This window comes from Rhizobium sp. YTUHZ044 (assembly GCF_051123975.1).
GTDB lineage: Bacteria > Pseudomonadota > Alphaproteobacteria > Rhizobiales > Rhizobiaceae > Rhizobium.
This window is the reverse complement of the sequence record NZ_CP101431.1, coordinates 84,905-108,860: the sequence shown is the minus strand read 5'-3', so window position 1 is coordinate 108,860 and position 23,956 is coordinate 84,905. Positions and strand designations below refer to the sequence as shown.

Annotated in this window: 29 protein-coding genes, 3 pseudogenes and 1 riboswitch; of the genes and pseudogenes, 22 read left to right on the top strand and 10 right to left on the bottom strand. The window is 58.6% G+C overall.

Going from position 1 to position 23,956, the window contains the following annotated elements; all coding sequences use genetic code 11:
• Positions 1 to 54 precede the first annotated feature (54 nt).
• Together NL154_RS31270 and NL154_RS31265 are read left to right on the top strand one after the other, a co-directional pair.
• A complete protein-coding gene (locus tag NL154_RS31270) occupies positions 55 to 1,029 on the top strand; it encodes an amino acid ABC transporter permease (protein ID WP_434734635.1) in 975 nt (324 codons plus the stop codon).
• Positions 1,026 to 1,769 carry an amino acid ABC transporter ATP-binding protein gene (locus tag NL154_RS31265; protein WP_434734634.1) on the top strand — a complete coding sequence of 248 codons (744 nt, stop codon included), beginning with the start codon at positions 1,026 to 1,028 and terminating at the stop codon, positions 1,767 to 1,769. The genes NL154_RS31270 and NL154_RS31265 overlap by 4 nt, the downstream gene beginning before the upstream one ends.
• A 9-nt stretch (positions 1,770 to 1,778) precedes the next feature.
• On the opposite strand, the gene NL154_RS31260 is transcribed toward NL154_RS31265, so the two are convergent.
• Complete coding sequence (locus NL154_RS31260) at positions 1,779 to 2,192, bottom strand: lactonase family protein (protein ID WP_434734705.1); 414 nt, start codon at positions 2,190 to 2,192, stop codon at positions 1,779 to 1,781.
• Positions 2,193 to 2,654: 462 nt separating this feature from the next.
• A riboswitch (TPP riboswitch) is annotated at positions 2,655 to 2,786 on the top strand.
• 94 nt (positions 2,787 to 2,880) lie between these two features.
• On the opposite strand from NL154_RS31260, the gene thiC reads away from it, so the two are divergent.
• The 6 genes and pseudogenes from thiC to NL154_RS31230 all read left to right on the top strand — a co-directional run.
• A complete protein-coding gene (gene thiC, locus NL154_RS31255; RefSeq protein ID WP_434734633.1) occupies positions 2,881 to 4,713 on the top strand; it encodes a phosphomethylpyrimidine synthase ThiC in 1,833 nt (610 codons plus the stop codon).
• A gap of 2 nt (positions 4,714 to 4,715) precedes the next feature.
• Positions 4,716 to 5,702 (top strand): glycine oxidase ThiO, encoded by a 987-nt coding sequence (thiO, locus tag NL154_RS31250; RefSeq protein ID WP_434734704.1) that lies wholly within the window; start codon positions 4,716 to 4,718, stop codon positions 5,700 to 5,702.
• A complete protein-coding gene (gene thiS, locus NL154_RS31245) occupies positions 5,699 to 5,896 on the top strand; it encodes a sulfur carrier protein ThiS (protein WP_210633790.1) in 198 nt (65 codons plus the stop codon). Before thiO ends, thiS begins: the two co-directional genes overlap by 4 nt.
• A 1-nt stretch (position 5,897) precedes the next feature.
• Positions 5,898 to 6,671, top strand: coding sequence for a thiazole synthase (locus NL154_RS31240; RefSeq protein ID WP_434734703.1), 774 nt, complete (start codon positions 5,898 to 5,900; stop codon positions 6,669 to 6,671).
• Positions 6,668 to 7,288 (top strand): thiamine phosphate synthase, encoded by a 621-nt coding sequence (locus NL154_RS31235; protein ID WP_434734702.1) that lies wholly within the window; start codon positions 6,668 to 6,670, stop codon positions 7,286 to 7,288. Before NL154_RS31240 ends, NL154_RS31235 begins: the two co-directional genes overlap by 4 nt.
• A gap of 106 nt (positions 7,289 to 7,394) precedes the next feature.
• Positions 7,395 to 7,583: pseudogene (locus NL154_RS31230) on the top strand (cold-shock protein); the annotation flags it as partial.
• A gap of 161 nt (positions 7,584 to 7,744) precedes the next feature.
• Here the strand turns inward: NL154_RS31230 and NL154_RS31225 are convergent.
• The 3 genes from NL154_RS31225 to NL154_RS31215 form a co-directional block, all read right to left on the bottom strand.
• Positions 7,745 to 8,056: a hypothetical protein gene (locus NL154_RS31225; RefSeq protein WP_183698236.1), complete on the bottom strand. Its 312-nt coding sequence runs from the start codon at positions 8,054 to 8,056 to the stop codon at positions 7,745 to 7,747.
• Positions 8,057 to 8,369: 313 nt separating this feature from the next.
• Positions 8,370 to 8,678: a hypothetical protein gene (locus tag NL154_RS31220; protein WP_221138208.1), complete on the bottom strand. Its 309-nt coding sequence runs from the start codon at positions 8,676 to 8,678 to the stop codon at positions 8,370 to 8,372.
• A gap of 461 nt (positions 8,679 to 9,139) precedes the next feature.
• Positions 9,140 to 9,583, bottom strand: coding sequence for a hypothetical protein (locus NL154_RS31215; RefSeq protein ID WP_434734701.1), 444 nt, complete (start codon positions 9,581 to 9,583; stop codon positions 9,140 to 9,142).
• Between the two features lie 259 nt (positions 9,584 to 9,842).
• Here NL154_RS31215 and NL154_RS31210 point away from each other — a divergent pair, with 259 nt between their 5' ends.
• The gene (locus tag NL154_RS31210) at positions 9,843 to 10,058 is read left to right on the top strand and encodes a hypothetical protein (RefSeq protein WP_097599683.1); all 216 of its coding nucleotides are present in this window, start codon (positions 9,843 to 9,845) and stop codon (positions 10,056 to 10,058) included.
• Between the two features lie 39 nt (positions 10,059 to 10,097).
• On the opposite strand, the gene NL154_RS31205 is transcribed toward NL154_RS31210, so the two are convergent.
• Positions 10,098 to 10,457 carry a hypothetical protein gene (locus tag NL154_RS31205; RefSeq protein ID WP_434734700.1) on the bottom strand — a complete coding sequence of 120 codons (360 nt, stop codon included), beginning with the start codon at positions 10,455 to 10,457 and terminating at the stop codon, positions 10,098 to 10,100.
• 426 nt (positions 10,458 to 10,883) lie between these two features.
• Between NL154_RS31205 and NL154_RS31200 the strand changes: the two genes are divergently transcribed.
• Both NL154_RS31200 and NL154_RS31195 read left to right on the top strand, forming a co-directional pair.
• Complete coding sequence (locus NL154_RS31200) at positions 10,884 to 11,210, top strand: hypothetical protein (protein ID WP_432443122.1); 327 nt, start codon at positions 10,884 to 10,886, stop codon at positions 11,208 to 11,210.
• Positions 11,207 to 11,530, top strand: a complete 324-nt coding sequence (locus tag NL154_RS31195) for an ATPase inhibitor subunit zeta (protein ID WP_434734699.1) — start codon at positions 11,207 to 11,209, stop codon at positions 11,528 to 11,530. Before NL154_RS31200 ends, NL154_RS31195 begins: the two co-directional genes overlap by 4 nt.
• Before the next feature lie 114 nt (positions 11,531 to 11,644).
• Here the strand turns inward: NL154_RS31195 and NL154_RS31190 are convergent, their stop codons facing one another.
• The gene (locus tag NL154_RS31190) at positions 11,645 to 11,962 is read right to left on the bottom strand and encodes a BON domain-containing protein (RefSeq protein WP_434734698.1); all 318 of its coding nucleotides are present in this window, start codon (positions 11,960 to 11,962) and stop codon (positions 11,645 to 11,647) included.
• Between the two features lie 322 nt (positions 11,963 to 12,284).
• Between NL154_RS31190 and NL154_RS31185 the strand changes: the two genes are divergently transcribed.
• Positions 12,285 to 12,821: a hypothetical protein gene (locus NL154_RS31185; RefSeq protein ID WP_434734697.1), complete on the top strand. Its 537-nt coding sequence runs from the start codon at positions 12,285 to 12,287 to the stop codon at positions 12,819 to 12,821.
• A gap of 578 nt (positions 12,822 to 13,399) precedes the next feature.
• Here the strand turns inward: NL154_RS31185 and NL154_RS31180 are convergent.
• From NL154_RS31180 to NL154_RS31165, 4 genes are all read right to left on the bottom strand, one after another.
• Positions 13,400 to 13,642 carry a DUF982 domain-containing protein gene (locus tag NL154_RS31180; protein ID WP_183698230.1) on the bottom strand — a complete coding sequence of 81 codons (243 nt, stop codon included), beginning with the start codon at positions 13,640 to 13,642 and terminating at the stop codon, positions 13,400 to 13,402.
• Between the two features lie 1,491 nt (positions 13,643 to 15,133).
• The gene (locus tag NL154_RS31175) at positions 15,134 to 15,400 is read right to left on the bottom strand and encodes a BON domain-containing protein (RefSeq protein ID WP_434734696.1); all 267 of its coding nucleotides are present in this window, start codon (positions 15,398 to 15,400) and stop codon (positions 15,134 to 15,136) included.
• Positions 15,401 to 15,439: 39 nt separating this feature from the next.
• A complete protein-coding gene (locus NL154_RS31170; RefSeq protein ID WP_097599671.1) occupies positions 15,440 to 15,706 on the bottom strand; it encodes a DUF1488 domain-containing protein in 267 nt (88 codons plus the stop codon).
• A 626-nt stretch (positions 15,707 to 16,332) separates the two neighbouring features.
• Positions 16,333 to 17,106 (bottom strand): hypothetical protein, encoded by a 774-nt coding sequence (locus NL154_RS31165; RefSeq protein ID WP_210633785.1) that lies wholly within the window; start codon positions 17,104 to 17,106, stop codon positions 16,333 to 16,335.
• Between the two features lie 650 nt (positions 17,107 to 17,756).
• On the opposite strand from NL154_RS31165, the gene NL154_RS31160 reads away from it, so the two are divergent.
• The 10 genes and pseudogenes from NL154_RS31160 (at position 17,757) to NL154_RS31115 (ending at position 23,901) form a co-directional block, all read left to right on the top strand.
• A complete protein-coding gene (locus NL154_RS31160; protein ID WP_434734695.1) occupies positions 17,757 to 18,023 on the top strand; it encodes a hypothetical protein in 267 nt (88 codons plus the stop codon).
• Complete coding sequence (locus NL154_RS31155) at positions 18,020 to 18,292, top strand: hypothetical protein (RefSeq protein WP_221147815.1); 273 nt, start codon at positions 18,020 to 18,022, stop codon at positions 18,290 to 18,292. The genes NL154_RS31160 and NL154_RS31155 overlap by 4 nt, the downstream gene beginning before the upstream one ends.
• Positions 18,293 to 18,492: 200 nt before the next feature.
• Positions 18,493 to 18,702 (top strand): cold-shock protein, encoded by a 210-nt coding sequence (locus NL154_RS31150; protein WP_210633800.1) that lies wholly within the window; start codon positions 18,493 to 18,495, stop codon positions 18,700 to 18,702.
• A gap of 168 nt (positions 18,703 to 18,870) precedes the next feature.
• Entirely contained in the window at positions 18,871 to 19,242 is a 372-nt protein-coding gene (locus NL154_RS31145; protein WP_221156830.1) for a DUF6481 family protein, read from the top strand.
• Positions 19,243 to 19,306: 64 nt separating this feature from the next.
• Positions 19,307 to 20,371, top strand: a complete 1,065-nt coding sequence (locus NL154_RS31140; protein WP_221156836.1) for a fatty acid desaturase — start codon at positions 19,307 to 19,309, stop codon at positions 20,369 to 20,371.
• Positions 20,372 to 20,433: 62 nt separating this feature from the next.
• Positions 20,434 to 20,721 carry a hypothetical protein gene (locus NL154_RS31135; RefSeq protein WP_176536298.1) on the top strand — a complete coding sequence of 96 codons (288 nt, stop codon included), beginning with the start codon at positions 20,434 to 20,436 and terminating at the stop codon, positions 20,719 to 20,721.
• A gap of 30 nt (positions 20,722 to 20,751) precedes the next feature.
• A pseudogene (locus tag NL154_RS31130) lies at positions 20,752 to 21,055 on the top strand (GSU2403 family nucleotidyltransferase fold protein); the annotation flags it as partial.
• Positions 21,048 to 21,158: pseudogene (locus NL154_RS31125) on the top strand (thiazole synthase); the annotation flags it as partial. The pseudogenes NL154_RS31130 and NL154_RS31125, both read left to right, overlap by 8 nt.
• The gene (locus NL154_RS31120; RefSeq protein ID WP_434734694.1) at positions 21,155 to 21,769 is read left to right on the top strand and encodes a thiamine phosphate synthase; all 615 of its coding nucleotides are present in this window, start codon (positions 21,155 to 21,157) and stop codon (positions 21,767 to 21,769) included. The pseudogene NL154_RS31125 and the gene NL154_RS31120, both read left to right, overlap by 4 nt.
• Before the next feature lie 296 nt (positions 21,770 to 22,065).
• Positions 22,066 to 23,901: a HAMP domain-containing methyl-accepting chemotaxis protein gene (locus NL154_RS31115; RefSeq protein WP_221147568.1), complete on the top strand. Its 1,836-nt coding sequence runs from the start codon at positions 22,066 to 22,068 to the stop codon at positions 23,899 to 23,901.
• Positions 23,902 to 23,956: the final 55 nt, after the last annotated feature.

The window sequence follows — 23,956 nt, the reverse complement described above, 5'->3', positions numbered from 1 at the left end:
CAGAACAAGACGGTCCGGGCAGCCGGACCGTCGATTTGCCGCAAGGGACAAGAGATGCTTTATCCCGATACAGTCGAGTCTGAAGTGCTCGTCCACAAGCCGTGGTTCATCGCGACGATGTTTGCGGTCGTGCTGGCTTTCTTCCTGATGTTCAACATGACCGGCACGGCGATGGGCGAATTGATGCGCCCCGTGATCGGCGATCCCGCTGCTAGCGGCCTCTACGGACGCTTCGCGATTGCCTTCGTCATCGCCGTCATGTTCGTGCTCAATGTCGTGCTGATCGGCTTCGCTCCGCTTAGGGTGCAGATCGCTGTCGTCTGGCTGGAGCTGCTGCTGCTGTTCCTCGCCTTCTTCGCGACATTTCATCTAAGCCTGCCGTTCATCGTCGAAAAACTGCCCTTTATGATCACCCAAGGTCTGGTGACGACGATATATGTCTCGGCCGTCTCGATAATCATCGCTTCAGCAATCGCCATTCTCGGCTCCGTCGCGAAGCTGTCGACCAATGGCTTTGCCTATGCGATCGCCAGCTTTTACACCTCGTTTTTCCGCGGCCTACCACTGCTGATGCAGGTTTATCTGATCTATCTCGGCCTGCCGCAGCTTGGCTTCGTCATCGACGCGGTGCCGGCCGGTATCCTCGCCCTGTCGCTCTGCTACGGCGCCTACATGACGGAGATTTTCCGTTCGGGCATCCAGAGCATCGACCGCGGCCAGTGGGAAGCCTCGCGCTCGATCGGCTTCGGCTTCGGCATCACCATGCGCAAGATTATCCTGCCGCAGGCGCTGCCGGTCATCATCCCGCCGACCGGCAACCAATTCATCTCGATGCTGAAGGACAGTTCGCTGGTCTCTGTGATCGGCGTCTGGGAACTGATGTTTCTTGCCCGCACGCTCGGGCAGAAGACCTTCCAGCACATGGAAATGCTGATCTCCGCCGCCATGCTCTACTGGATCATGTCGATCTGCCTCGAGCTCATCCAATCCCGCATCGAGCGTCACTACGCCAGGAGCAAAATCCGATGAACGGCGACAAGATCATCGAAGCCAAGAACGTGTCCAAGTGGTACGGCAGCTTCCAGGTGCTGACCGAGATCAACCTGACGGTCAGCAAGGGTGAGCGCATCGTCGTTTGCGGCCCTTCTGGCTCCGGCAAGTCGACGCTGATCCGCTGCTTCAACCGGCTGGAGGCGCATCAGGAGGGCGAGATCACCGTCAACGGCATCACGCTCCACAACAAGATGCGCAACGTCGGCGAAGTCCGCAAGAATGTCGGCATGGTGTTCCAGCACTTCAATCTCTTCCCGCACATGACCGTGCTGATGAACTGCATGGTGGGGCCGATGTGGATCAAAGGCGTGCCGGAAGCGGAGGCCAAGAAGACCGCCCTGAAATTCCTTGAGCGGGTCCGCATTCCCGAACAGGCCAACAAATATCCGATCCAGCTTTCCGGTGGCCAGCAGCAGCGTGTGGCGATTGCCCGCTCGCTCTGCATGCAGCCGGCCGTGATGCTCTTCGATGAGCCGACTTCGGCGCTCGATCCGGAGATGGTCTCGGAGGTGCTGGAGACGATGACGGGTCTGGCGAAGGACGGCATGACGATGGTCTGCGTCACCCACGAAATGGGTTTCGCCCGCGCCGTCGCCGACCGGGTGATCTTCATGAACTCCGGCCAGATCGTTGAGGAGGCCAAGCCCGATGCCTTCTTCTCCAATCCGCAGCACGAGCGGACCAAGCTGTTCCTCAGCCAGATCCTGAAACACTGAGATTGCGCGTCAGGCCTTGGCGAAACGCAGGCACATCGGTGTGCCGATGCGGATTGTTTTGCCGCTGTCGCTGAGCGCTCCGGTTTCAGCGTTACGGGTGAAGATGGTCACGACGTCGCTATCTTGATTGGCGCAAAGCAGGTGATCGCCCTGCGGGGCGATTGCCAGGTTGCGCCGCGTGCGGCCCCCGCAGGGCACCTGAACCTTGCGCGAAAGTCTGCCGGTTTCCGCGTCGATCTCGAAGATCGCGATGCTGTCATGGCCGCGATTGGCGCCATAGAGGAACCGCCCGTCGCTGGAAATCTGCAGGTCGGAAGCGTGGTTTCCAGCCGCGGCTCCTTCCGGCACTGTCGGATAGACGGCGATTTCTTCCAGTGATGAACCACCGGCATCGATCCGGTAGCTCGCGACGGTCGAGTTCAGCTCGCTGATGACGAAGACGAAGCGGCCGGTTGGATGGAGCGCGACACATCTCGCCGCTCAGTTGGGAGCATATCAACCTTACCGGCATCTACACCTGGGATGCCGAACATCAGATGCCGAACGGATTTCGATCGCTCCGTCTGCCAGCCGGGCTACGACGGGTCGCATAGGTTCTCATTCCGTTCGCCCTTAGCGTACGATTTCGGACTGCTCTTGTTCTGGTCCCACTAAGGCTGTCGAACGCTAGGCTGCTGAATCTCAGGAAAACGACCGCCCGTCCCGATGGCAATATTGCTCGCTGAAAATACCAGGCGCTGCCTCCGTCGTTTTGACGGTGTTTCCTTGGTGGCAGCCGCAACGCTAGTGATGCCCAGCACCATGTCTGGCCGCCGACTAAAAAGGTCCTGATGAGAGCCCGTGAGGGTCGGCTTGACATCAGGGCCACTCCGGTCTTTGATGCCGAGCATTCACCAGGGGTGTCCCGGCAAGGGGCTGAGATTCTGCTGAACAATACGGCTTTGCCTGTTGTGGCGCAGTGACCCGTTGAACCTGATCCAGTTCATACTGGCGTAGGGACGGTGCGGACGCTGCGGCTGTCGGGCGGATTTCGCTTTGTTGCTTGAGGCGTCTTTTCATCATTCCAACTCTGGAACTGGGTCTCCAAACGTCAAACCTTGGAGCCTCACCCATGAATATTGTTGCACCCAAGCTTACTCCGGTCGTCACCACCGGCCCGCTTCCGGGCTCGACCAAGATCGCCAAGCCCGGAACGCTCTATCCGGATCTGCGCGTGCCGATGCGCGAAATCAGCCTTCACCCGACCTCGGGCGAACCGCCGGTAACGGTCTATGACTCCTCCGGCCCCTATACCGACCCGACACATACGGTCTCGATCGACGCCGGGCTCCCGCGTTTGCGCGAGAGCTGGATCAGGGCGCGGGGCGACGTCGAAGCCTATGAAGGCCGTGTGGTGAAGCCTGAAGACAATGGTTTTGCCACAGGCGAACGGCTGACGCCGGAATTCCCCCTTCGCAGCACGCCGCTGAAGGCAAAGGCCGGCCGCGCCGTCACCCAGCTCGCCTATGCGCGTGCCGGCATCGTCACGCCGGAAATGGAGTTCATCGCCATCCGCGAAAACCTTGGCCGGCAGGCCACGAAGGAGGCGCTCGCTCGCGACGGCGAGAGCTTTGGCGCTGACGTTCCCGATTTCGTGACGGCCGAATTCGTGCGGCAGGAAGTGGCAGCCGGCCGGGCGATCATTCCAGCCAACATCAACCATCCGGAGGCCGAACCGATGATCATCGGCCGGAATTTCCTGGTGAAGATCAACGCCAATATCGGCAACTCGGCCGTTACCTCGTCGATGGCGGAAGAGGTGGAGAAGATGGTCTGGGCAATCCGCTGGGGTGCCGACACGGTCATGGACCTTTCCACCGGCCGCAACATTCACAACATCCGGGAATGGATCATCCGCAATTCGCCGGTTCCGATCGGAACGGTGCCGCTCTACCAGGCGCTGGAAAAGGTGAACGGCATAGCCGAGGATCTCACGTGGGAAGTCTATCGCGATACGCTGATTGAACAGGCCGAGGAGGGGGTCGATTATTTCACCATTCATGCGGGCGTGCGGCTTGCCTATATCCCGCTCACCGTCAATCGTGTCACCGGCATAGTCTCACGCGGCGGTTCGATCATGGCCAAGTGGTGTCTGCATCACCACAAGGAGAGCTTCCTCTACGAGCATTTCGAGGAAATCTGCGACATCTGCCGTGCCTACGACGTGTCCTTCTCGCTTGGAGACGGCCTTCGCCCCGGCTCGATCGCCGATGCCAACGACGCAGCGCAATTTGCCGAGCTCGAAACCCTCGGCGAACTGACCCGGATTGCCTGGGCCAGGGATTGCCAGGTGATGATCGAAGGCCCTGGCCACGTGCCGATGCACAAGATCAAGGAGAACATGGACAAGCAGCTTAAGGTCTGCGGCGAGGCTCCCTTCTATACGCTCGGGCCGCTGACGACCGACATCGCCCCCGGTTACGATCACATCACCTCCGGCATCGGAGCCGCGATGATCGGCTGGTTCGGAACGGCGATGCTCTGCTACGTCACGCCGAAGGAGCATCTGGGCCTGCCCGACCGCAGCGACGTCAAGACCGGTGTCATCACCTACAAGATTGCCGCGCATGCCGCCGACCTTGCCAAGGGCCATCCGGCCGCCCGCATCCGTGACGATGCACTGTCGCGGGCGCGCTTCGAATTTCGCTGGGAAGACCAGTTCAACCTCTCGCTCGACCCGGATACGGCGCGTTCCTTCCATGACGAGACCCTGCCGAAAGAGGCGCACAAGGTGGCGCATTTCTGTTCGATGTGCGGCCCGAAATTCTGTTCCATGCGCATTTCCCACGACATTCGCGCCGAAGCTCAGAAAGAAGGACTGGAAGCGATGGCTGCCAGGTATCGTGATGGCGGCGATCTCTACATGCCGGTCGCCGAGGCCGCGAAAACGCCTGCCGGAGAATGACGATGCATATTCTCGTCAAGGGGGCCGGCGTTGCCGGCCTCACCGTTGCCTGGCAGCTCTATCGACATGGTTTCCGGGTCAACGTCGCTGATCAAGCCGACCGGATCGGTGCAGGCGCTTCCGGCTTTGCCGGCGGCATGCTGGCCCCATGGTGCGAAAGGGAAAGCGCGGAGGAGCCGGTCCTGGCGCTCGGCCGTCTTGCCGCCGATTGGTGGGAGGCAGCACTACCCGGCCATATCAATCGTCGGGGAACGCTTGTCGTGGCGGCCGGGCGCGATGCCGGCGAACTCGACCGCTTTTGTCGCCGGACAAGCGGATGGGAATGGCTGGACGAGCAGGCGATCGCGGCTCTTGAACCGGATCTCGCCGGCCGCTTCCGCAGGGCATTGTTCTTTCCGCAGGAAGCGCATCTCGATCCACGGCAGGCACTCGCGGGGCTGGCCGCCGGACTTGAAGAAGCCCGCATGCGTCTCACATTCGGCACCACGGGCGATGCTGACCTTGCCCATTACGATCGGGTGATCGACTGCACCGGGGCTGCTCAGATCGGCCTTCTGCCCGGCTTGCGCGGCGTTCGCGGAGAGATGCTCTGCGTCGAAACGAACGAAGTGACTCTCTCTCGCCCCGTTCGCCTGCTGCATCCGCGCCATCCGATCTATATCGTGCCGCGCGAAAGAAATCGTTTCATGATCGGGGCGACGATGATCGAAAGTGACGATACCGGCCCTATCACCGCGCGTTCGCTGATGGAGTTGCTGAATGCCGCCTACACCCTCAATCCTGCCTTCGGCGAGGCACGGGTGACGGAAACCGGCGCAGGCGTGCGGCCGGCTTATCCCGACAATCTGCCGCGTGTGACGCAGGAAGGGCGCACAGTCCATGTCAATGGTCTCTACCGCCACGGTTTTCTGCTGGCGCCTGCCATGGCAGGCGAGGTGGCGCGGCTTCTTCTTGGCGAAGGCAATCAACCGGAAAGGAGGGCATCATGACCTTCATCATCAATGGTGAGGAACAGGAGGTCGCGGCCGCGACGCTCGCAGATCTTCTCCTCGCTCTCGACTACGAAGGCGAATGGCTGGCAACCGCAGTCAACGGCGAGCTGGTGCACCGCGAGGACCGCGCCGATTTCAGGCTCGGCGAACGCGACCGCATCGAAATTCTCTCACCCATGCAAGGAGGCTGAGATGCTGAAACTTTATGATGTTGAAGTCCGCTCCCGACTGCTACTCGGGACCGCCCGCTATCCGTCTCCAGCTGTCCTTGCAGAAGCGGTCAAGCGCTCGAAGACCGAGATCGTCACCGTTTCGCTTCGCCGCGAAGCCGTCGGCGGCAAAGCGGGCGGCGCCTTCTTCGATCTGATCCGCGAACTTGGCGTGCGCGTGCTGCCGAATACGGCCGGATGCCACAGCGTGCAGGAGGCCGTGCTGACGGCGAAAATGGCGCGCGACGTCTTCCGCACCGACTGGATCAAGCTCGAAGTCATCGGACATCACGATACGCTGCAGCCTGACGTCTTCGGCCTTGTCGAGGCGGCCCGCATCCTCACTGGCGAGGGCTTTCAGGTCTTCCCCTACACGACCGACGACCTTGTCGTCGCCGAAAGGCTGCTGGAAGCCGGCTGCCGCGTGCTGATGCCCTGGTGCGCGCCGATCGGGTCCGCTCAGGGGCCGCTGAACCCGATGGCGCTGCGATCGTTCCGGGCGCACTTTCCGGATGTGCCGCTGATCATCGATGCCGGCATCGGCCGCCCGTCTCATGCCGCCACCGTCATGGAATATGGTTATGATGCCGTCCTTCTCAACACCGCCGTTGCCGGCGCAGGCGATCCCGCCAGCATTGCCGAGGCCTTCGCGCTTGCCATCGATGCCGGCCGCCTGGCGCATGGAGCCATACCGCTGGAGCCACGCGATATCGCCGTCCCATCCACTCCCGTTATCGGAAAGGCAGTCTTTTCATGAAGCTAGACCCCTTCTATCTCATCGTCGACAACGCCGAATGGGTCGAGCGTCTCGTGCCACTCGGCGTCAAACTCGTCCAGCTGCGCATCAAGGATTGCCCGGACTCCGTGCTTCGCGAGCAGATCCGGCGTTCGAAGGCTGCCTGCGCGGCCGCGGGTTGCCAGTTGGTCGTCAATGACCACTGGAAGCTGGCGATTGATGAAGGATGCGATTTCATTCATCTCGGGCAGGAAGATCTGATGGCCGCTGATAGAAATGCCATTCGTCGCGCCGGCATGAAGCTCGGCCTTTCCACCCACGACATATCGGAGCTGGAGACGGCGCTGGCGGCCGAGCCGGATTATGTTGCGCTCGGCCCGGTCTGGCCGACGGTTCTCAAACAGATGAAATGGGCGCCGCAAGGCATTGAACGTGTTGCGGACTGGCGCCGGCGCGTCGGCGCGATACCGCTCGTCGCCATTGGGGGGATCACCGCCGAACGCGCGCCGCTGGTGCTGGAAAAAGGCGCCGATGGTGCTGCCGTGGTCACCGATATCACCCGCAACGCGGATCCCGAGGCCCGCACGCGGCAATGGCTGGCCGCAACCGCGCCGTGGCGGCGCGCGAAAGAGCTATGAAGGTTGATACATCCCGCCGGCAACGGGGAAGCCTTCGATCCTGCCGGCGCGGGTATTATCCATATACTCAACTACGTCACGAAATTCGACTTTTCGGTTGCTCCGTTTGCTTGCGAGGCGGACGCCGGATCTGTTCAATTCCACTAATGAGCTCGGTTTCATTCAGCCTGACAACGGCGGCCGGGACGCGTTCGTCCATATTTCTGCCGTGGAACGCGCTGGCATGCGCGAAATCGTCAAAGGCCAGAAGAACGGCTACGACTTGGAGCATGACGACAAGTCCGGCAAGATGTCGGTCTGGCAATCTTCAGTCTGCTTGAAGGGGTACAGACGAGTGGACGGAGGTCCGTCAAGGACCGCGCCAGGAATTTTTTCGACGACCCAGCTGACATCGTTTGCATATGCCGAGCCTGAGACCGCCCGTGGGGCTACCCCTTCAGGTAAGTGAGAGCGTACTCAATCCTCAACGTGTTGCGTTTTGCGGGACCAAGGGAAAGAAGTCACCAGTTTCTGCACAACGGGCGTATGTTCACTCGGTACTTCCTGCTCAGCTGATCCAGCATCGTGCAATGCCTCGCGAAGAGCCTGACCTTGCGGATGATCGCCGAAGTGCTCCAGAAAGCTCGAAATCGGCCATCTCGTCACAGTGCCGCCGGAAGCATCGTTGGCGCGATGGATGACAGTATGCTGGTCCGCTGTTTCGTTATGTTCGAGATACCATTTGTCTCCGTTTGGACTGGCCGCAAATTCGTTTGGTGCTTCTGGCATTCTAGCCTCCTCTGACGGTGCCCATTATTGTGCCGCTTCCCGGCGGGCTGTTGCGCATTATGGTTTCGCAAGCGCAGCAGCAAGGTCTTGAGTGAACGGCTTGGACCGCCGGCGCAATCCCGCGCCGTGTGCACTTTCGCTGCAGGTAGTTCATGGCACGGAGAGTCAACGACTTCCTGCGCCTCCGACGCTTGCGCCGGGGGCGATGAGAAGGTCGTCTAGCTGTTCGAACGGCGCCGGCATGCAACCCTCCATCGCGTTGGTAAGGCCTTCGTCGAATGAGCTTTGCGAGAAGTTACCCAACACGGTCTGTTCAGGCGCCGGTAGGCGACCTAACTTTAACGGCTGAACGGATACCCTGAATCCGCTTGCGATTGTTTTCGAACTCCGCGGATGATTTCGAGGACAGTGGTGTTTTTCCGAAGTGCCGGCTGAGTTCGATAGAGAGGGCGGCGGGCGAGGTCATTCCGTCGTGATAAAGCTTGAACAGCAGTCTGACGGCAACGTTGTAATATTTCGGGTCTGCAAGGCTACTTGTGCAATCATATCCGGCGTCGTCAAGGACGCCCTGCAATACAGCCAGGTCAGAGGTCCGCACAGACATGTTGAGATTGGAAGACATGCTGTCCTCCTTCAATTTGGGGCGAAGGCAGAAACCGACCTCCACGCAGTAGCGCCCTGAGAAACAGCTACTGAAGACCTACCATGCGCCTAATCGATACGGCTGGCAAACTGAATATTGTGGGATGAGGAGAAAGCGGTCAGACCTGTGCGTCCCAATGTGGTGATTTTTCGCAATCATCTCTTTCCAGGTTCAATCATCAGGGCCAAAAGGACGTAAAAGGACCTACGCACATGCCGTCCGAACTCCGAATGAAGTCGGTGAACCGGAAATCGCTTGATCACCTCTTTCCGAGCTGGAGCAATGCGACATCACGCCTGCGACGGCATGATCGCTGCAGGTCTTTGCAACATACCACTGGGCAGAATTTCAGCATCACCAAAGACTAAGAGGGGCTGGGCTTTCGACCACCGAGCCTGATCGCCAATCCGGCATTCCTTGCTCAATTGCCTCGCGGGTCATCAATTCTTCTTGTCCGCAGGCGCGTCCACATCTCGCGTGGCGCCCCCTTCGTTTTCCCATGATGCCAAAGCCTCAGGATCGGCATGCAGCTTCCGCCGTCTCGAAGAGGGGTAGGCGGGCGCGGGAATCGTCGCCGCCTTGATGCGCCTTATCACCATCACCTCTTCGTGATGGTCGCCATGTTCTGAAGCAACGAGATCTGTCGTCGCGTAGTCCGCGCGCTTGAGGATGGACCGGAGCCGCCAATTCTCGTCGCGTTTCGTCGGAATTCCGGTTGTGATGATTACTACCATAACCAGCCTCTCAAAATTAAACCGATGATGACGGCGAAGCTCGCCAGGATGGAAGCCCTGAATAAGAAGTCGCCATATGCCGCGATATGGGAAGAGTGCTTGAAGGTGGAAGACATCTTGTCCTCCCTTGATTGGGGCGAAGGGAGCCACCCCTTGATCGGCAGCGCCCGTTTCATTGGCTGCCGATATGCCAACATGCGCCTCTATTGTGCCTTATCCAAGGCGAAAGCGGCTAACGCAGTGCCACGCAACCATATAATTCTCGTTGCGGAGCTACTAGGTCACGGGGCGAGAGGCGCGGGCTCTCCTCGGCTCGTTCAGCGATATCAACTCACCTGGCGGCCGCGATAGTACCGAGGCGGCTCCGAATTGAATCCTACTTTCATCTGCCTGTATGATATAGTCTCTCATGACCTATTCCCCGAAGGACCTGGAACTCGCGCGCCGGCAGGTGACTATCGACCGGCAGATGATCTGCGCTCAGCAGAGCCTGATCGACGGAATGCTGACGCGAGGCGAGCCCGCTGGGCTGGCCAACGAAAGGCTGGTCAAATTGACAGAGGATCTACGCAAGCATTGCTTCCATCAGGATCTGATTCAGGCGTCGATCCGATTGGAACGCTGAGCCTGCGCACTCGGGGCGGTTGACGGGCTTCCCGCTTGTTCACTCCGCAGCCTTCTCGTCAGGCTCCTCGGCATGCCTATCAGCTTCCTGGCTGGCGATCTTCCGGCTGTGATCGGTCCGCGCCTGCTCGAGTTCTCTCATTGTGGGAAGGTCCCGGACACCCATGCTCTTGTCATCGACCTCAGTGCTTTGGCGCTTTGTGAACCGATGCCGCGGCTTCTTTGCTTCACGGCGTTCGTCAACTGCGCGAGCTCCCTCGGGCGGCATGGCGAGGTCGGTGCGTGCGGCGACGGCATGGGCGATCAATTCCTTGGCCGAGGGATTGCCATCCGGGCGCTTGCCGTTGGCGCCGTCGCGATCACGGGCAGCAAAGCGCTTGGCGTTGTTATGTTTCGACATTTAGATGCCCTCCGTTTTATTGTGAGGCCACGAGCCTGCCGTTCACGCAGCGACGCCCTTTTAGGGCGGGCCTCCCCGCGTGTCGAGCGGGCTCGCTAAGGTGGCGCATATTTTCGCAAATCCGATCTTGGAATTGCAGCATCTTATATTTCAGGAAAATAACACAATAAAAAGGCAAATAGGTCATTACTGAAGATTAGTTCAATTTAGTTCCATCAACCAATAATATTATAATTCCAGATCTTGCCAATCGAGCTTGAACAAAACCTTCAGTTTAGCATTTCATCGCAGTTGCGACGCAATTGGGGCGTAGGAATCTCTATGTCGTTTGGCCCTGTGGCTCTCGCAGGTGCCAGAAGCTTGCGGGCCATCATCGGCCTGAATTCCGATCGCTCTGCCAATGCCCTGTAGGAAGTAATCACGCGCTTGGCTGACCGTATTCAACTGGAGCCTGTCACCATGTCCATGGACATATCATCTACACGCACGACGAACACCATCGTGCACTTCTCCGCCCCTTTCGCGCTGCCCGATCTGGCTGGCGAGATGCATCCGGCCGGCGATTACAAGATCGCGCAGGATGAAGAGCCGATCGAAGGTCTGTCTTGGCTTGCCTACCGCCGCGTCGCAACCTACATCCATCTGCCGTCGATTGCTCAGGGGAACCGCTTGCGCAGGATCGTCCGGATCGAGCCGACGGCGCTCGCTGATCTCTTGGCAGCAACGAATGCGACTGAGGAGCTGTCCCGATGAATGCCATCGAAGACCGTGAGAAAGCCTTGGAGCAGATCTATTTCCTGAATTCGGAAATTGCCTTCAAGGTGCGATCGCGCCGCGACCGCCTGCTGGCGGTCTGGATCTGCGGCATGACGGGCACTGCCGATGCCGAAGCCTATGCCGGGGAGATCTTCGATGTCAGGATGGCAGGCGCTGACGATGAGGGCGTGATTGCCAAGATCCTGGCAGATTTACGCTCGGCGGGCAAGAATCTCGATGAGCAAGCCTTGCGGGAACGCATGGAGGCTTTGAGCGTCGCCGCCATGCAGGACCTCGTCCGCCAACCGCCTCTGTGATCGGGAGATCCATCTGCGGTTAACGGAAACCCGGCAGCGTGCCGGGCTTGCTCCCAGTCAGGGCGGGAACACGGCGCGGATGCGCGCCGATGGAAATAGTGCCATGGGTTCGCCTCACAAATCCGGCGACAGCTCATTATGAACATTGTGCACACCCTTCGTTCTCAGCGTAATCTCCTCCGCCAACAACACCTCCGCTTGCACATGCACCCACCCGGCCAGCGTGATATCGCTGCCGCGTGCGGTGACGAAGATATAGCTGGAGTCGAGATCGCTGGAACCGGCAAGCGCGCTTTGCGGGCTCCATCTCTTGCGGAGAAAGGCATCGCGGTTTGGGGTGCGACTTTCCGCGAAATCTATGAAGCGGATTTGGATGTTGGTGTCTCTAAGAAGAGACGTGAGCAGCGCGGAAGGCTGGCACTGCGGCGGCAAGGACTAGCTCGTTACCTATTCTCAAGAACGCCGATTTCGACCGTCACTGGTCAAACGTTGGGCGGGCTGCTTGCTGGGACTGTTGCATGCGCACTTTCGCGAATTATTGCGCTCCTCATTCATCTGAGCGATCGAACATTCGACGCGACAATTGCCTCCCGGCAGGATGATCGGGTGTTGCGTGTCTGCGTTGCCTCCAGATGCTCGAATCCATTTGCTATATGACCTGACAGGGAGCAAGGTTTCTTTCTCGGTAGCCACTGAACGGGCACTGCCGATTGAGGGCTTTCAATAGTCCTCGCCCCAACAGAAGGAGGGCATGATGTCTTCCGAACAGGAAACTTCCCATCTTACATCCGCCGATTTGCGCCTGCTGCAAGACGTCTTGCACGAAGCGGGCTATTCCGGAAATGTCTCACCACCGCCGCGGCTCCACAACATCGCTGCAAGGCTTCTCATTACCCTCTTTCGGGCGGGAACGCGAAATCCTGAAGAACTGAAAAAAAACCTGGAAATGGTCTTCGGACGCCCGCAGATGCCGGCTCCGCGTTACTCTCGCCCCTTGTTCAACCGGTTCTCGATTCAAGGCATTCCGCCCCCGGCAGCGTCCAATCCCGCCCCTAACATTGGATCCGCGGAGCTGGCGGATGTTCCGTTAGAGGTGGCCACAGAACTGGCTAGTCGCAGCCTCGCGGTATTCAAATCGGATTGGGCTGCGAAGGACCCGGATGACGATCAGCGAACAAGCGCGGTATCGAAAGCGATCACTCGCCGGGCCGACACCGATCGAATAATTAAGACCGCCCACCTTAAACGACAGCGAAAAGAACGAGAGCAGTTTTGTTGGCGCGTCACATGAGCAGAAACTTGAGACGTTCATGTGATTTGATAACGCATTCAACATCGGCTCACTCGTGTCTTCCTCTCGCGCCGGGCACTTACCGGCTCGGCGAGAAGGAAGATGCACTGGAGGACGTGTCGTTCCTGGCCTATAAAACTAACGCCGCTCGTCTTGAAATTCCTGACGCAGACCCCTAACGACAGCAGATGCCTTTACCCGAGGCGAGATTGACGATGCACTCTTCAGAGACCACCGCTTGCAGAAAGAGCAGGTGGAGAGGGCAAAATCCTGGCGGAGCGAATGAGCACTCCAAAAATCGATCGGTATGCTACCGCTAAGCAACCGACGCCGCGCGAGGCGTTCGGCGCCCATTGGCCAGAACGCGATGCGTTGATTCTGATACTTGCGGAGCGTCCTGGCGAAAGTGGCGAGTACCTCCGCACCGGTTTGACAATATCTGTTTTCGAGGCCGCCCAAGCCGCGCAGAGGCGGGGATTTGCGCTTACCATTGCGGCCTTCCTGACCTGCCTCGGACGCCGCCTCCAGGTGGTTCTGACCCGAAGACGAGGAAATCGGCAGTCCTTTTAAGTCAAGAGCTAGGCGATCCGAACCACGACTCGCGCGTCAAAAGCTGCTGCAAGGAATGCGGACTGGGCTTCCCCTTCGGTTACTATGCCCTCTACCGTGCCCGCACAGGCCTCCATTGCCATAAAGAAAGCGCTACCGCTCGTCACCGGCCAATTCTTAAAAAGCATGTCAAGGGCTTCATCTGCGGACGCAATAATATGCCGCACCTGATTGCGTTCAACCACTAAGAGCAGCCACGCCGACGTCGACACACAGTCTCCGATTCCACATTTGAGAAATAGTGGATCTCACAGTTAGCCGGAGTACGGCATGAGGAGAAACCTTCCTCACCCGTGCAATCCACACCCCCAACCCCCGCCTTGACGCATTGTTCCATGCTATCGCCCTATACATTGGGAGGGCCGGGAAGTCCTACGGTTGTCGGAGGTTTATCGGGCAGGCCGTCCCTGAATGGAGGCGCGTGTCCGCTCAAAGCTTGGCGGAGACTTCGACGATATTGGCTCGCCAAAACACCTTTCCAGCTCCCTGGAAAGGTCGTCGGCAGAGGTCATCCCATATTGGAAACGTTGGATAAGCAACTTCGCTGCCGCGCTGTATCGCTCAGGATGGGCGACGCTTCTGGCTGAATTGTATCCAGCCGCATCCAAGACGCCTCGCAGCATTGTGAGGTCACTGGAATTTAAGATATGGACGTGTTCGGAAGACATTTCCGGTCCTCCTTCAATTTGGGGCGAGGGCTGAAAGCCCTGATGCAGCAGCGCCCGTAACATTGGCTGCTGACGAGGTGACCATGCCTGAGCGCAGCTCCGGATGCAATGTGAATCACGCAATTTGAATTTTTATAAGATATCTTTAACAAAACCGATAATTGCGGTTGCGTTTCATGCAGCGAGTGCGTATATGCCTCTCATCGGCATTGCTGATGAGCGCTGGAAAGCATCTGTCGCTCGCAATTGCCGCAATCGCTTTCTGCTTTTGACCACGGATGTACTGGCATTGGTACGAGTAGCGATGTGAGGAAGGTCGGTGCGGTTTCGCCCCGGCCTTTTTTGTTGGCCGGCTCGCTGTCCCAGAACTTCGTTTAAACACAATGGCGGCTCAGGTTGCCACATCGAGTTTGCTAGTAGAGCTTCGTTTCGCGCCGATTGGCGTCAAGCAACCCTTTTCTCTCAAAATCGAACTTCTGTCTTCCGGGCGCCGTCCGGCAGCGATCACTCATGCGACGAAAAGGAATTGAAAATGAGCAAAACCAATGCAGCTGAGATCCGGCGCAGAACCGAACGCCAGGTCGCGAACACGAGCGGTGGCGGGCACCTGGGGGGAACAAACTTCGGGCAAGCTCCCGACGCCAAGACCGCAGGCGGAACAGGTGCCAAATCCCGTCCTAGTGGTGGACGCAAATAGACGTCTGATAGTAGCAACTCGGAAGGCTCGCTTTAAGAAACTGAAGCGAGCCCGCTTTTCGAAGCAGCCAACTGTAATTCCTGCGGTATCGCGTTCGCCGCGGCAAGATCCTGGCAGATTTACGCTCGGCGGGCAAGAATCTCGATGAGCAAGCCTTGCGGGAACGCATGGAGGCTTTGAGCGTCGCCGCCATGCAGGACCTCGTCCGCCAACCGCCTCTGTGATCGGGAGATCCATCTGCGGTTAACGGAAACCCGGCAGCGTGCCGGGCTTGCTCCCAGTCAGGGCGGGAACACGGCGCGGATGCGCGCCGATGGAAATAGTGCCATGGGTTCGCCTCACAAATCCGGCGACAGCTCATTATGAACCTTGTGCACACCCTTCGTTCTCAGCGTAATCTCCTCCGCCAACAACACCTCCGCTTGCACATGCACCCACCCGGCGAGCGTGATATCGCTGCCGCGTGCGGTGACGAAGATATAGCTGGAGTCGAGATCGCTGGAATCGGCAAGCGCGCTGTAGACCGCCGATTCAAGATCGTCCTGGTCGGGATGGTGGGTTGCTACGCGGCTCGCGACGCTGAGATGTTTTCTGTCGACTGACATCGTTTCGCCTCCTGCGCGGCCCTTTTCGGGTGTAATAGGCTATCGGCGGATATCCCGCGCCGTCAGGGTATGTCGGTCCTTGCAGCCGCGGCCGTAGGCATGGGTGGCCGCATCCAGAATGGCCTCGCGCGCCATATCAAAGGCTCTCAAGCACTCGTCTTCGGAGCGGGCGGCCTGGCTTGCGGTCCGCAAGGCATTGGCTTCAATCAAAAACCGCACCTCGAACATGCCGTCATATCCAGAGAAGCGAACGGCATTGCGACTCTCGTCGAAACTGCGGCTTCTATTGGGAAAGGTCAGTGTCACGCATTTCTCTCCCGGAGGGGTTGGTCATGCCAAGTCAAACTGGACTGGCGCAAAGTATGCCATTGAACTTCCGCCGGGCTCGCCGAGGCGCGGCAGGGCTGGTCAGGTTGCCGCTGTGCTACAGATGCAGGAGACCTTCCTCCTGTCCGGCTTCCTGCTGTCGGGGTGCCGGAATCCCGGAACGACGGCTGCTCCTTCGCAGCTCCGGTCCTAAGAAATATGGGGCGCGGCCCTCGAATTGCAATGTAGGGTCAGAGGAGAGTTCGTGGCTGGCTGGAATCTGTCGTCTGCGCTTGAGGAGGGCTGCGACGAGAGCATCGCGTTCGGGCCGAACGGGGCAGGTTATGAAACCTTTCTACGGCGTCCGCGTTTCGCACCATCGATCCCCATTTGGTCTGATCGAAAACTCCTGCAGACGGTTCATCGTGATACCCGCTGTTATGATGACGATATAGTGTCGGAATTGGAAGTTTTCATTTACGCGCTGACAGTAATCTCGTCGCTCTTCTGGAGTTTCCGTCTTAGGCGCCCAGCCGTTTGCTTTCCGATAGAAAAAACAAGCAGAGTGAAAAATCATCAGCTATTTAGACGGCGAGGGAGGCACCGAGGTAGACTTCAGCTGATTGTCATTCGATCATGCAGGCACCACCGCGAAGCTGGTACGGACGATTACAGTCCCATCCGTTGCCCGTCGAGTTAAGATGTGCGTTTTCGGGAAGCTTGAGCTGCAGGCATTGATTGCCCCTCGGCTCGAAGCCGCGGTCGCACTTCCATTTCAGTCCGTGGGGCGCGTCGACGAAGATGGCATTCTCCGGAACCTCGACAGCGACACACGTCTGATCCTTGTTTTCAAAGCCTCTATCACACCTCCACTCATTTCCGGCGGATGTCAGATATGAGTGGGCGGGGAGTTCGAGCTTGAGACATGCTTGTTGTAGCGCGCGATAACCTCTTTCGCATTCCCAGCCGGATCCTGTGGTATTATCGGACAGGAATGCTTTCTCCGGGACTTTGATAGGGTCGCAACCCACATTGGTTTGACGGTATCCACGCAGGCATCTCCAGCGATCGCCGAAATATGGGTCGAGATATGCATTGTCCGGAATTTGGACGGTGAGGCACTGGTTCCCCTTCTCCAGAAAGCCGTAATGACAATCCCAGCCCTTGCCAAAGGAGGAGTTCGTCAGAAACGCGTTGTCGGGAAGCTTCACCTTAAAGCAGGCGTCATCCTGCCTTCGAAAACCACGATTGCATTCCCAGCCGAGGCCATAGCGGCTTGCCTGGGCATTTTCAGGCACCGACCTTGAGGTCTGGCCGAGCGCCGAGGAGCTGAGTCCCGATGCAGAATGCAGGGGGATGGTCATCATCAGGGCCAGCGCCCTGTAATATGATTGGCGCATAAGTTGTCTCCAAAGGCCTGCATCTGCGATCTCCTGGCCGTAATTCCAAGATATAACGCTGAAGGGCAGTAAAGAGGGAAGGACAGATACCGTGCGACGCTACCAGAGCCTTGGCTCTTTCTCGGGAGCTTTCTCAGGAAAAATGGGCGCGCCGGCCCACATCCCGCGACCGACAGGTGACGAGCCATGAAGCTGTCCTCTGTTGCGGACCATGGGAAAGGTCCTATGCACTTTCCGATTGCCTGGTTTGCGCTTGCTTTCGCCGTTGGCGTTCAGGAGCATTTTCTGGAAGTAGAGCAGGAAGCAGGCATGCGAGGATCGGGACGTCATCGCGTCCTCCTCTTGTCGGGGCTAGGGCGCGCTCTTGTCCCTCAGGCGGCAGCGCCCTGACCAGTTGCAGCCGACATCGCACCCTGGACTTCATTTCCGCCTTTGGCAAGCAAGCTTTTGCTATTCATGTGGTGCCTTGAATGAGGCTGATTGAAACCTTACATACAGGGCACGTTTTCAGCCTTTCGGCTACCTGATCCTCCCGGCTGCGTCGGTTGCTTGGCAAACCCTGATTTTGCGAACGTTGCGAACTCCGCCATACTGGCTGGAGCGGTTTGTTCCGGATGTATTCGTCCCGCAGCCGCACTGAGGATGCCATAATGACCAACACCACCCGCCATGCCGCCGAAAGCATGTTCAAGCGCTCCAAGCCAGAACAAGGATCGGATGCAGCAAAGCTGCAGGATTTCCTCAGCAGGCAAGCTCTCCGGAGGCGCGCGACGAAGCTTGCCAAGATGCAGCAGCGTCTCGAAAAACGGAGTGCTGGACCGGTTGGACTGACTTCTTCTTCCGTTAATACCGCAACATGGGACGGCAAAGAACGACTGTTCTCGGCGATCGCTCAAGCCGCAAGGATTAGGTTATGACCGTTTTCGACTATAGTGCCGGCGCGGGGCTTTACCCGTGCAAGACAATCAACAGAAGAGGCCGCCTCGGCTACAAGAGGTTCGATTCCGTCGCCGAGGCTCTTCGCTTTGCGATCGAGGACATGCCGGCCTCTCTCCTCGGTGGATCCGTGCTCGAAGTCGAGGAGGCGCGCTTCGATGGCTTGCAGATGCGCAAACTCTATGAAGCCGAGGCTTATCCGCTGACGCGCCGTCGACCTGAAACGTATCACGCGGAATTGCCCGCCTAAGTGGAAATGGCGAGAAGCTGAAAACAAAAGGTTGACTGGGAAGGATCTCCAGTCTATCCCTGCACACATCGATACTTTGTTTGCCGATATTTGTTTGGCTGCGCTCTGCGCCTCTTGATCAACTCTCCCTTCAAAAGTCGAAAACACCGCCGCGCGTCGCTCGGCGGGCCGTCAAATTTATGCCGATGAAAGGGTTAATCATGACCACTGGCACAGTAAAATGGTTCAACGCCACCAAAGGCTTTGGCTTCATCCAGCCTGACGACGGGAGCGCCGACGTCTTCGTTCACATCTCTGCCGTTGAACGCGCGGGAATGAGTTCAATCGCTGAAGGCCAGAAGCTCGGCTTTCAATTGGAGCACGACCGCAAGTCCGGCAAAATGTCTGCAGGCCAGCTCCAACCGGCCTAAAAAGCTCCTATAGCCGCTGCGACCACGGATGTACTGGCGTGGCTGGCAAGGATAGTTGAAGGCCAGGCAGATGTCTGGCCTTTTTCATTCAACAAGTGAACAGCGCCCGACCGCTCGTACGACTTGAAGCGTAGCGGCCTAGGCTATCCTGTTGGGCAAGGACATCGATTGAAACACCCAAGCGACAACAGCTTTTCAGAACGTCGTAAGTCCGCCGAAAGCGCCAGACGTCAGCTGATTGCAAAATTTGAGTCGGCTCCGAAGCCGACCGACCCTGTAATGCAAGAACGGTTGGCGGCAATTGCTTCGGCCAGGACCGCGCGTCGCGCTGAGCGCGATGCGATGAAGGCGGCGGAAAATGACCGCCTCCTTCAGGAAGCTGCCGCATTAGCCGATGTTGCCGAGGCTCATCAAAGAGCAGAGGCGGAGGCTCGCCAATTGGAAGCCAATAACCGAATCGCACGTGTCGTCGCCGATGAAGCGGCACGCAAGGCCGAGCGCGACCGGCGCTATGCCGCACGTAAGGCTCGTCGCGCTTGACGGATGAACATCCGACCGTGGCTCCTGCCAATTTGCGTCGCGTCCGAAGGGGATCAGAAAATCGATGAGAAGCCAAGCCGGCCAGTTGCACGAGCCGTTTGAAGACTCCGCCGGTGCGTGGCTGAAGATCCTCGCGAAATACCGGCAACCGAGCTTTTGGCGCAGCGCGTTCGAGTTGTCTGTGACAGCTGTCCCCTTCGCGCTGCTATGGGTCGGCGCATATGCCTCTTTGCTGCAAGACTTTTGGCCCGGCTACATACTGATCCTGCCAGCCGCCGCCTTCCTGCTCCGGTTATTCATGATCCAGCACGATTGCGGGCACGGTTCATTCTTCGCCCGGCGAAAGCTGGATACGTGGACAGGACGGGCACTCGGCGTTTTGACCCTAACGCCGTACGATTATTGGCGGCAAACACATGCGGAACATCATGCATCTGCGGGCAATCTTGATAAACGTGGCATCGGCGACATCACGACCTTGACGCTCGAGGAATATCGCGCCCGTTCTCGAACCGGACGACTCGCCTACCGACTTTACAGGCATCCGATCGTCATGTTCGGCATTGGACCCGCCTGGCTCTTTATCTTCAAGCAACGCCTGCCGATCGGGATGATGCAGGCGGGAGCCTTGCCTTGGGTTTCCACGATGGCCACGAATGTAGCGATCGCGATCGTAGTCGGCCTGTTAATGTGGACGATTGGGCCTATCCCCCTCCTGCTGGTGCATCTGCCGATCGTTTTGCTGGCAGGGGCAGCCGGCGTCTGGCTATTTTATGTCCAACATCAGTTCGAGGAAACGCACTGGTCGAAGACCGGAGAATGGAAATTTCCGCGGGCCGCTCTTCACGGCGCGTCACATTATGATCTTCCGCTCGTGCTTCGATGGCTGACCGGGAATATCGGTATCCACCACATCCACCACCTTTCAAGCCGCATTCCGTATTACCGGCTTCCGGAAGTCCTGCGCAATCACCCCGAGTTGGTGGCTATCGGCCGCGTCACCCTTCGGCAAAGCCTCGAATGTGTCCGGCTTGCTTTGTGGGATGAAGAGAGCGGCAGGCTCATCTCCTTCCGAGAGGCCGAGAGCCTCGGCCCATCGATATCTGACCGCTTTATGCGGATCGTTTGAATAGCATGTTAGGATCCAAGATGAGTACGACCGCCAAAACAAGTCCCAATACGGCCGCTTTGATGGTCACTTTGACGCCTCCCCAGATCAGAGGCTTGAAACTTGCAAGGGATGGGGACCTGTACCTTCAGGAGAGCAAGAAGTGGACGCATCTCAATGCGACGATTACCTTCGCCAAAGCCGATCGCTTTCAGGAGCGGCCGATCGCAATCAAGTTCGCAACAACGGCGACGGTGGGCGAATTGAGAATCAGCGGTCTTCTCAAGACCCTCGATCCCGACGCCGACCCAGCCATCTCGCCGCACGGCATCACGATGGCCGGAAAGATGTGGCTGCTGAAGCATAAATAAATCCGGTCAGTTGCAGCGCCCGCGACAGCAGAAACCGTCAGGACAATGCTGCTCCACCGGAGCGGTGTCCCAGTCGTCGTCCCTGATCCACTCCGGCATGCGGTCCACAAGCTCATAGTCGCCAGCCGCCGACACACTGACGGGCAGGGGTGGCGAGCGCGAGAAGGACGTTCGTCAACCTGCGCTGCTCTTTGAAGCCCTGCAGCAGACAAGGCGATCTGCCGACTTGGCGCTCGTCTACAACGAAGCATCGGAGCGCGGTCTTGCGTGGCAACAAAATATTCGAGCCCGGGTAGGAATGCTGGCGGCAAAAGATGCCGTGCGGCTTCGCGCTTGCCATCGATGCCGGCCGCCTGGCGCATGGGGCCATACCGCTGGAGCCACGCGACGTCGCCGTCCCATCCACTCCCGTCATCGGCAAGGCAGTCTTTTCATGAAGCTAGACCCCTTCAATCTCATCGTCGACAACGCCGAATGGGTCGAGCGTCTCGCGCCACTCGGCGTCAAACTCGTCCAGCTGCGCATCAAGGATTGCCCGGACTCCGTGCTTCGCGAGCAGATCCGGCGTTCGAAGGCTGCCTGCGCGGCCGCGGGTTGCCAGTTGGTCGTCAATGACCACTGGAAGCTGGCGATCGATGAAGGATGCGATTTCATTCATCTCGGGCAGGAAGATCTGATGGCCGCTGATAGAAATGCCATTCGTCGCGCCGGCATGAAGCTCGGCCTTTCCACCCACGACATATCGGAGCTGGAGACGGCGCTGGCGGCCGAGCCGGATTATGTTGCGCTCGGGCCGGTCTGGCCCACGATCCTCAAGGCTATGAAATGGGCGCCGCAAGGCGTCGAACGCCTTGCTGACTGGCGACAGCGCGTCGGCGCGATACCGCTCGTCGCCATCGGCGGGATCACCGCCGAACGGGCGCCGGTGGTGCTGGAAAGAGGCGCTGATAGTGCCGCCGTGGTCACCGATATCACCCGCAACCCGGATCCCGAGGCCCGCACGCGGCAGTGGCTGGCCGCGACCGCGCCATGGCGATCCGCAAAGTGAGGTATCACCGGTGACCTCTTGATACCGAAGCCGTAAAACTGCGCGGCGACGGAGGCGGGCTCGACGGCCAGGCATGATGCCGCTTGGCGGCCGAGACTTTCGATCTCATCCTAAGTCGTCAATAACATACCGATGATAGCAGGGATGAGAACTTTGCTACGCCTCGTTTGTAAGCGACATAAATTATTCAGAGAGCGACGGCGAAACCAATTGAAGTTAATCCTAAATTAGCCAGTCGCGCGAATTCTTGCGGTTATCTGAGCTGTACAGCCCGCCCTAGAGGACTGGAGAATTGTATGAAACGCCCGACCGTCAAGCAGACCCTGATTGCCGTTTTGTCTGTCATCTGTGCCTTCCTGATTGCCTTGTCGTACAATTCTCTCAGTACAATTTCGACACTGAACGACAGTGCTCAGCAGATTGGCGGCTTCTGGATGAAGCGGATGATCACCGCCCGGGATATCAAGGGAAACTTCTCTGATCTGAAGCTGGCCTATGCGCGGTACTTGCTGGAGGCCTCGCCTGAGAAGCAAGCCGCCGAGGCGAAGCTGATCGACGAGGCGAACGCCGCGGTCGAGCGAGCAATCCGAGAATATGTGGCGGGCGTCCGCACGGAGAAAGGCCGCGAGCTGATCAAAGACGTCGAGACAGGGCTCAAGAAATATAGCGAGTTTGCGCAGCAAATGGTCCAACTGCACGACAACGGCAAGGCCGCCGAGGCGGTCGGCCTCTTTCGGGAGAGTATGGAGGCACAATCTGATCTGGTGAACCAGGAGATTGCTGACTTGGTGGCGTTCATTCTCGGACAGACCGAAACATATGTGACCACAAGCAACGCGACGGCGAGCTACGCGTTCACGACCACGGCATTAATTGCCGCCCTTTCGATTCTGGTCACTTCGGCTGGAGCACTGTTTGCCGTTTTCGGCATCGCCAATCCGATCCGATGGATCGCCTCCGCCATGAAGACCCTTTCCGACGGCGATCTGCAGAGCGAAATCCCCTATGCTGGCCGCGCCGACGAAATCGGGGCGATGGCAGGAGCAGTGGAAGTGTTTCGACAGAACGCGATCAACGTTCTTCGATTGGAGCAGGAAGCAGCGATATCGCGAAGCCAGTCGGAGGCGGAGCGCGCTGCCGCACAGGAGCGCGCCGAACGGGAAGCGCAGCAGTTGCGCTTTGCGACAACGACGCTTGGCGATGGATTGAGACGCCTTGCGGGCGGTGACGTTTCTTTCCAGTTGGCGGAGCCGTTCGCTCCGGAATACGAGAGGTTGCGTGGGGATTTCAATGCTTCGCTTAGGCAACTCGGCACAACCATTGGCGCTGTACTGCAGACGGTGCACAGCATCGACACCGGAACATGCGAAATCGCCTCCGGTGCGCAAGATCTGTCCAAGCGGACCGAACAGCAGGCAGCCTCCCTGGAGGAGACTGCGGCAGCCCTCGATGAGATTACTGCCAATGTGACGACCGCCTCGAAGCGAACCGAGGAGGCTCGCAATGTCGCCCAGGCGGCTAACGTCAGTGCAGAACGTTCTGCTTCCGTTGTATCTCATGCCGAACAGGCGATGCGGCGGATAGAGGAAAGCTCCGAACGAATATCGAGCATTATCGGCGTCATCGACGACATCGCTTTCCAGACCAATCTTCTTGCCCTGAATGCCGGCGTCGAGGCAGCACGGGCCGGCGAGGCCGGCAAAGGTTTTGCCGTTGTCGCTCAGGAGGTTCGCGAGCTTGCCCAGCGGGCAGCGACGGCGGCGAAGGAAATCAAGGGCCTTATCCAAAAGTCCTCCACCGAAGTCGGCACCGGCGTAAGACTGGTTCTCGAGACTGGCCAGTCGTTGAACGAAATCAGCGAGCAAGTGTCTCAGATCAACCGGTTGATGGAAGCGATCGCGACCTCTGCGCGTGAACAGTCCACCGGACTTGCCGAAATCAATACGGCCGTCAATCAGATGGACCAGTCGACTCAGCAGAATGCGGCGATGGTCGAGCAATCCACCGCAGCGGCCGCGTCATTGTCGGCTGAGGCGAGCAGGCTGCGCGAACTGGTCAATCAGTTCACCCTCGACCGTGACCCCGCTCAGGCCGCTAAGCCTAGACATAGCGTCCGCACCATGGCGGCGTGATGACGATCAGGTACTTGTCCTGAGGTCACCGGGTAGAAGAACCAACAGCCTTGCT

Coding starts and splice junctions, on each gene's coding strand:
- NL154_RS31165 (WP_210633785.1), bottom strand. CDS start 17,106: ATGCGCCAATCATATTACAGGGCGCTGGCCCTGATGATGACCATCCCC.
- NL154_RS31240 (WP_434734703.1), top strand. CDS start 5,898: ATGCTGAAACTTTATGATGTTGAAGTCCGCTCCCGACTGCTACTCGGG.
- NL154_RS31205 (WP_434734700.1), bottom strand. CDS start 10,457: ATGTCGAAACATAACAACGCCAAGCGCTTTGCTGCCCGTGATCGCGAC.
- NL154_RS31120 (WP_434734694.1), top strand. CDS start 21,155: ATGAAGCTAGACCCCTTCAATCTCATCGTCGACAACGCCGAATGGGTC.
- NL154_RS31235 (WP_434734702.1), top strand. CDS start 6,668: ATGAAGCTAGACCCCTTCTATCTCATCGTCGACAACGCCGAATGGGTC.
- NL154_RS31270 (WP_434734635.1), top strand. CDS start 55: ATGCTTTATCCCGATACAGTCGAGTCTGAAGTGCTCGTCCACAAGCCG.
- NL154_RS31175 (WP_434734696.1), bottom strand. CDS start 15,400: ATGTCAGTCGACAGAAAACATCTCAGCGTCGCGAGCCGCGTAGCAACC.
- NL154_RS31225 (WP_183698236.1), bottom strand. CDS start 8,056: ATGCCAGAAGCACCAAACGAATTTGCGGCCAGTCCAAACGGAGACAAA.
- thiS (WP_210633790.1), top strand. CDS start 5,699: ATGACCTTCATCATCAATGGTGAGGAACAGGAGGTCGCGGCCGCGACG.
- NL154_RS31195 (WP_434734699.1), top strand. CDS start 11,207: ATGAATGCCATCGAAGACCGTGAGAAAGCCTTGGAGCAGATCTATTTC.
- thiO (WP_434734704.1), top strand. CDS start 4,716: ATGCATATTCTCGTCAAGGGGGCCGGCGTTGCCGGCCTCACCGTTGCC.
- NL154_RS31210 (WP_097599683.1), top strand. CDS start 9,843: ATGACCTATTCCCCGAAGGACCTGGAACTCGCGCGCCGGCAGGTGACT.
- thiC (WP_434734633.1), top strand. CDS start 2,881: ATGAATATTGTTGCACCCAAGCTTACTCCGGTCGTCACCACCGGCCCG.
- NL154_RS31220 (WP_221138208.1), bottom strand. CDS start 8,678: ATGTCTTCCAATCTCAACATGTCTGTGCGGACCTCTGACCTGGCTGTA.
- NL154_RS31155 (WP_221147815.1), top strand. CDS start 18,020: ATGACCGTTTTCGACTATAGTGCCGGCGCGGGGCTTTACCCGTGCAAG.
- NL154_RS31135 (WP_176536298.1), top strand. CDS start 20,434: ATGGTCACTTTGACGCCTCCCCAGATCAGAGGCTTGAAACTTGCAAGG.
- NL154_RS31185 (WP_434734697.1), top strand. CDS start 12,285: ATGTCTTCCGAACAGGAAACTTCCCATCTTACATCCGCCGATTTGCGC.
- NL154_RS31265 (WP_434734634.1), top strand. CDS start 1,026: ATGAACGGCGACAAGATCATCGAAGCCAAGAACGTGTCCAAGTGGTAC.
- NL154_RS31160 (WP_434734695.1), top strand. CDS start 17,757: ATGACCAACACCACCCGCCATGCCGCCGAAAGCATGTTCAAGCGCTCC.
- NL154_RS31150 (WP_210633800.1), top strand. CDS start 18,493: ATGACCACTGGCACAGTAAAATGGTTCAACGCCACCAAAGGCTTTGGC.
- NL154_RS31115 (WP_221147568.1), top strand. CDS start 22,066: ATGAAACGCCCGACCGTCAAGCAGACCCTGATTGCCGTTTTGTCTGTC.
- NL154_RS31140 (WP_221156836.1), top strand. CDS start 19,307: ATGAGAAGCCAAGCCGGCCAGTTGCACGAGCCGTTTGAAGACTCCGCC.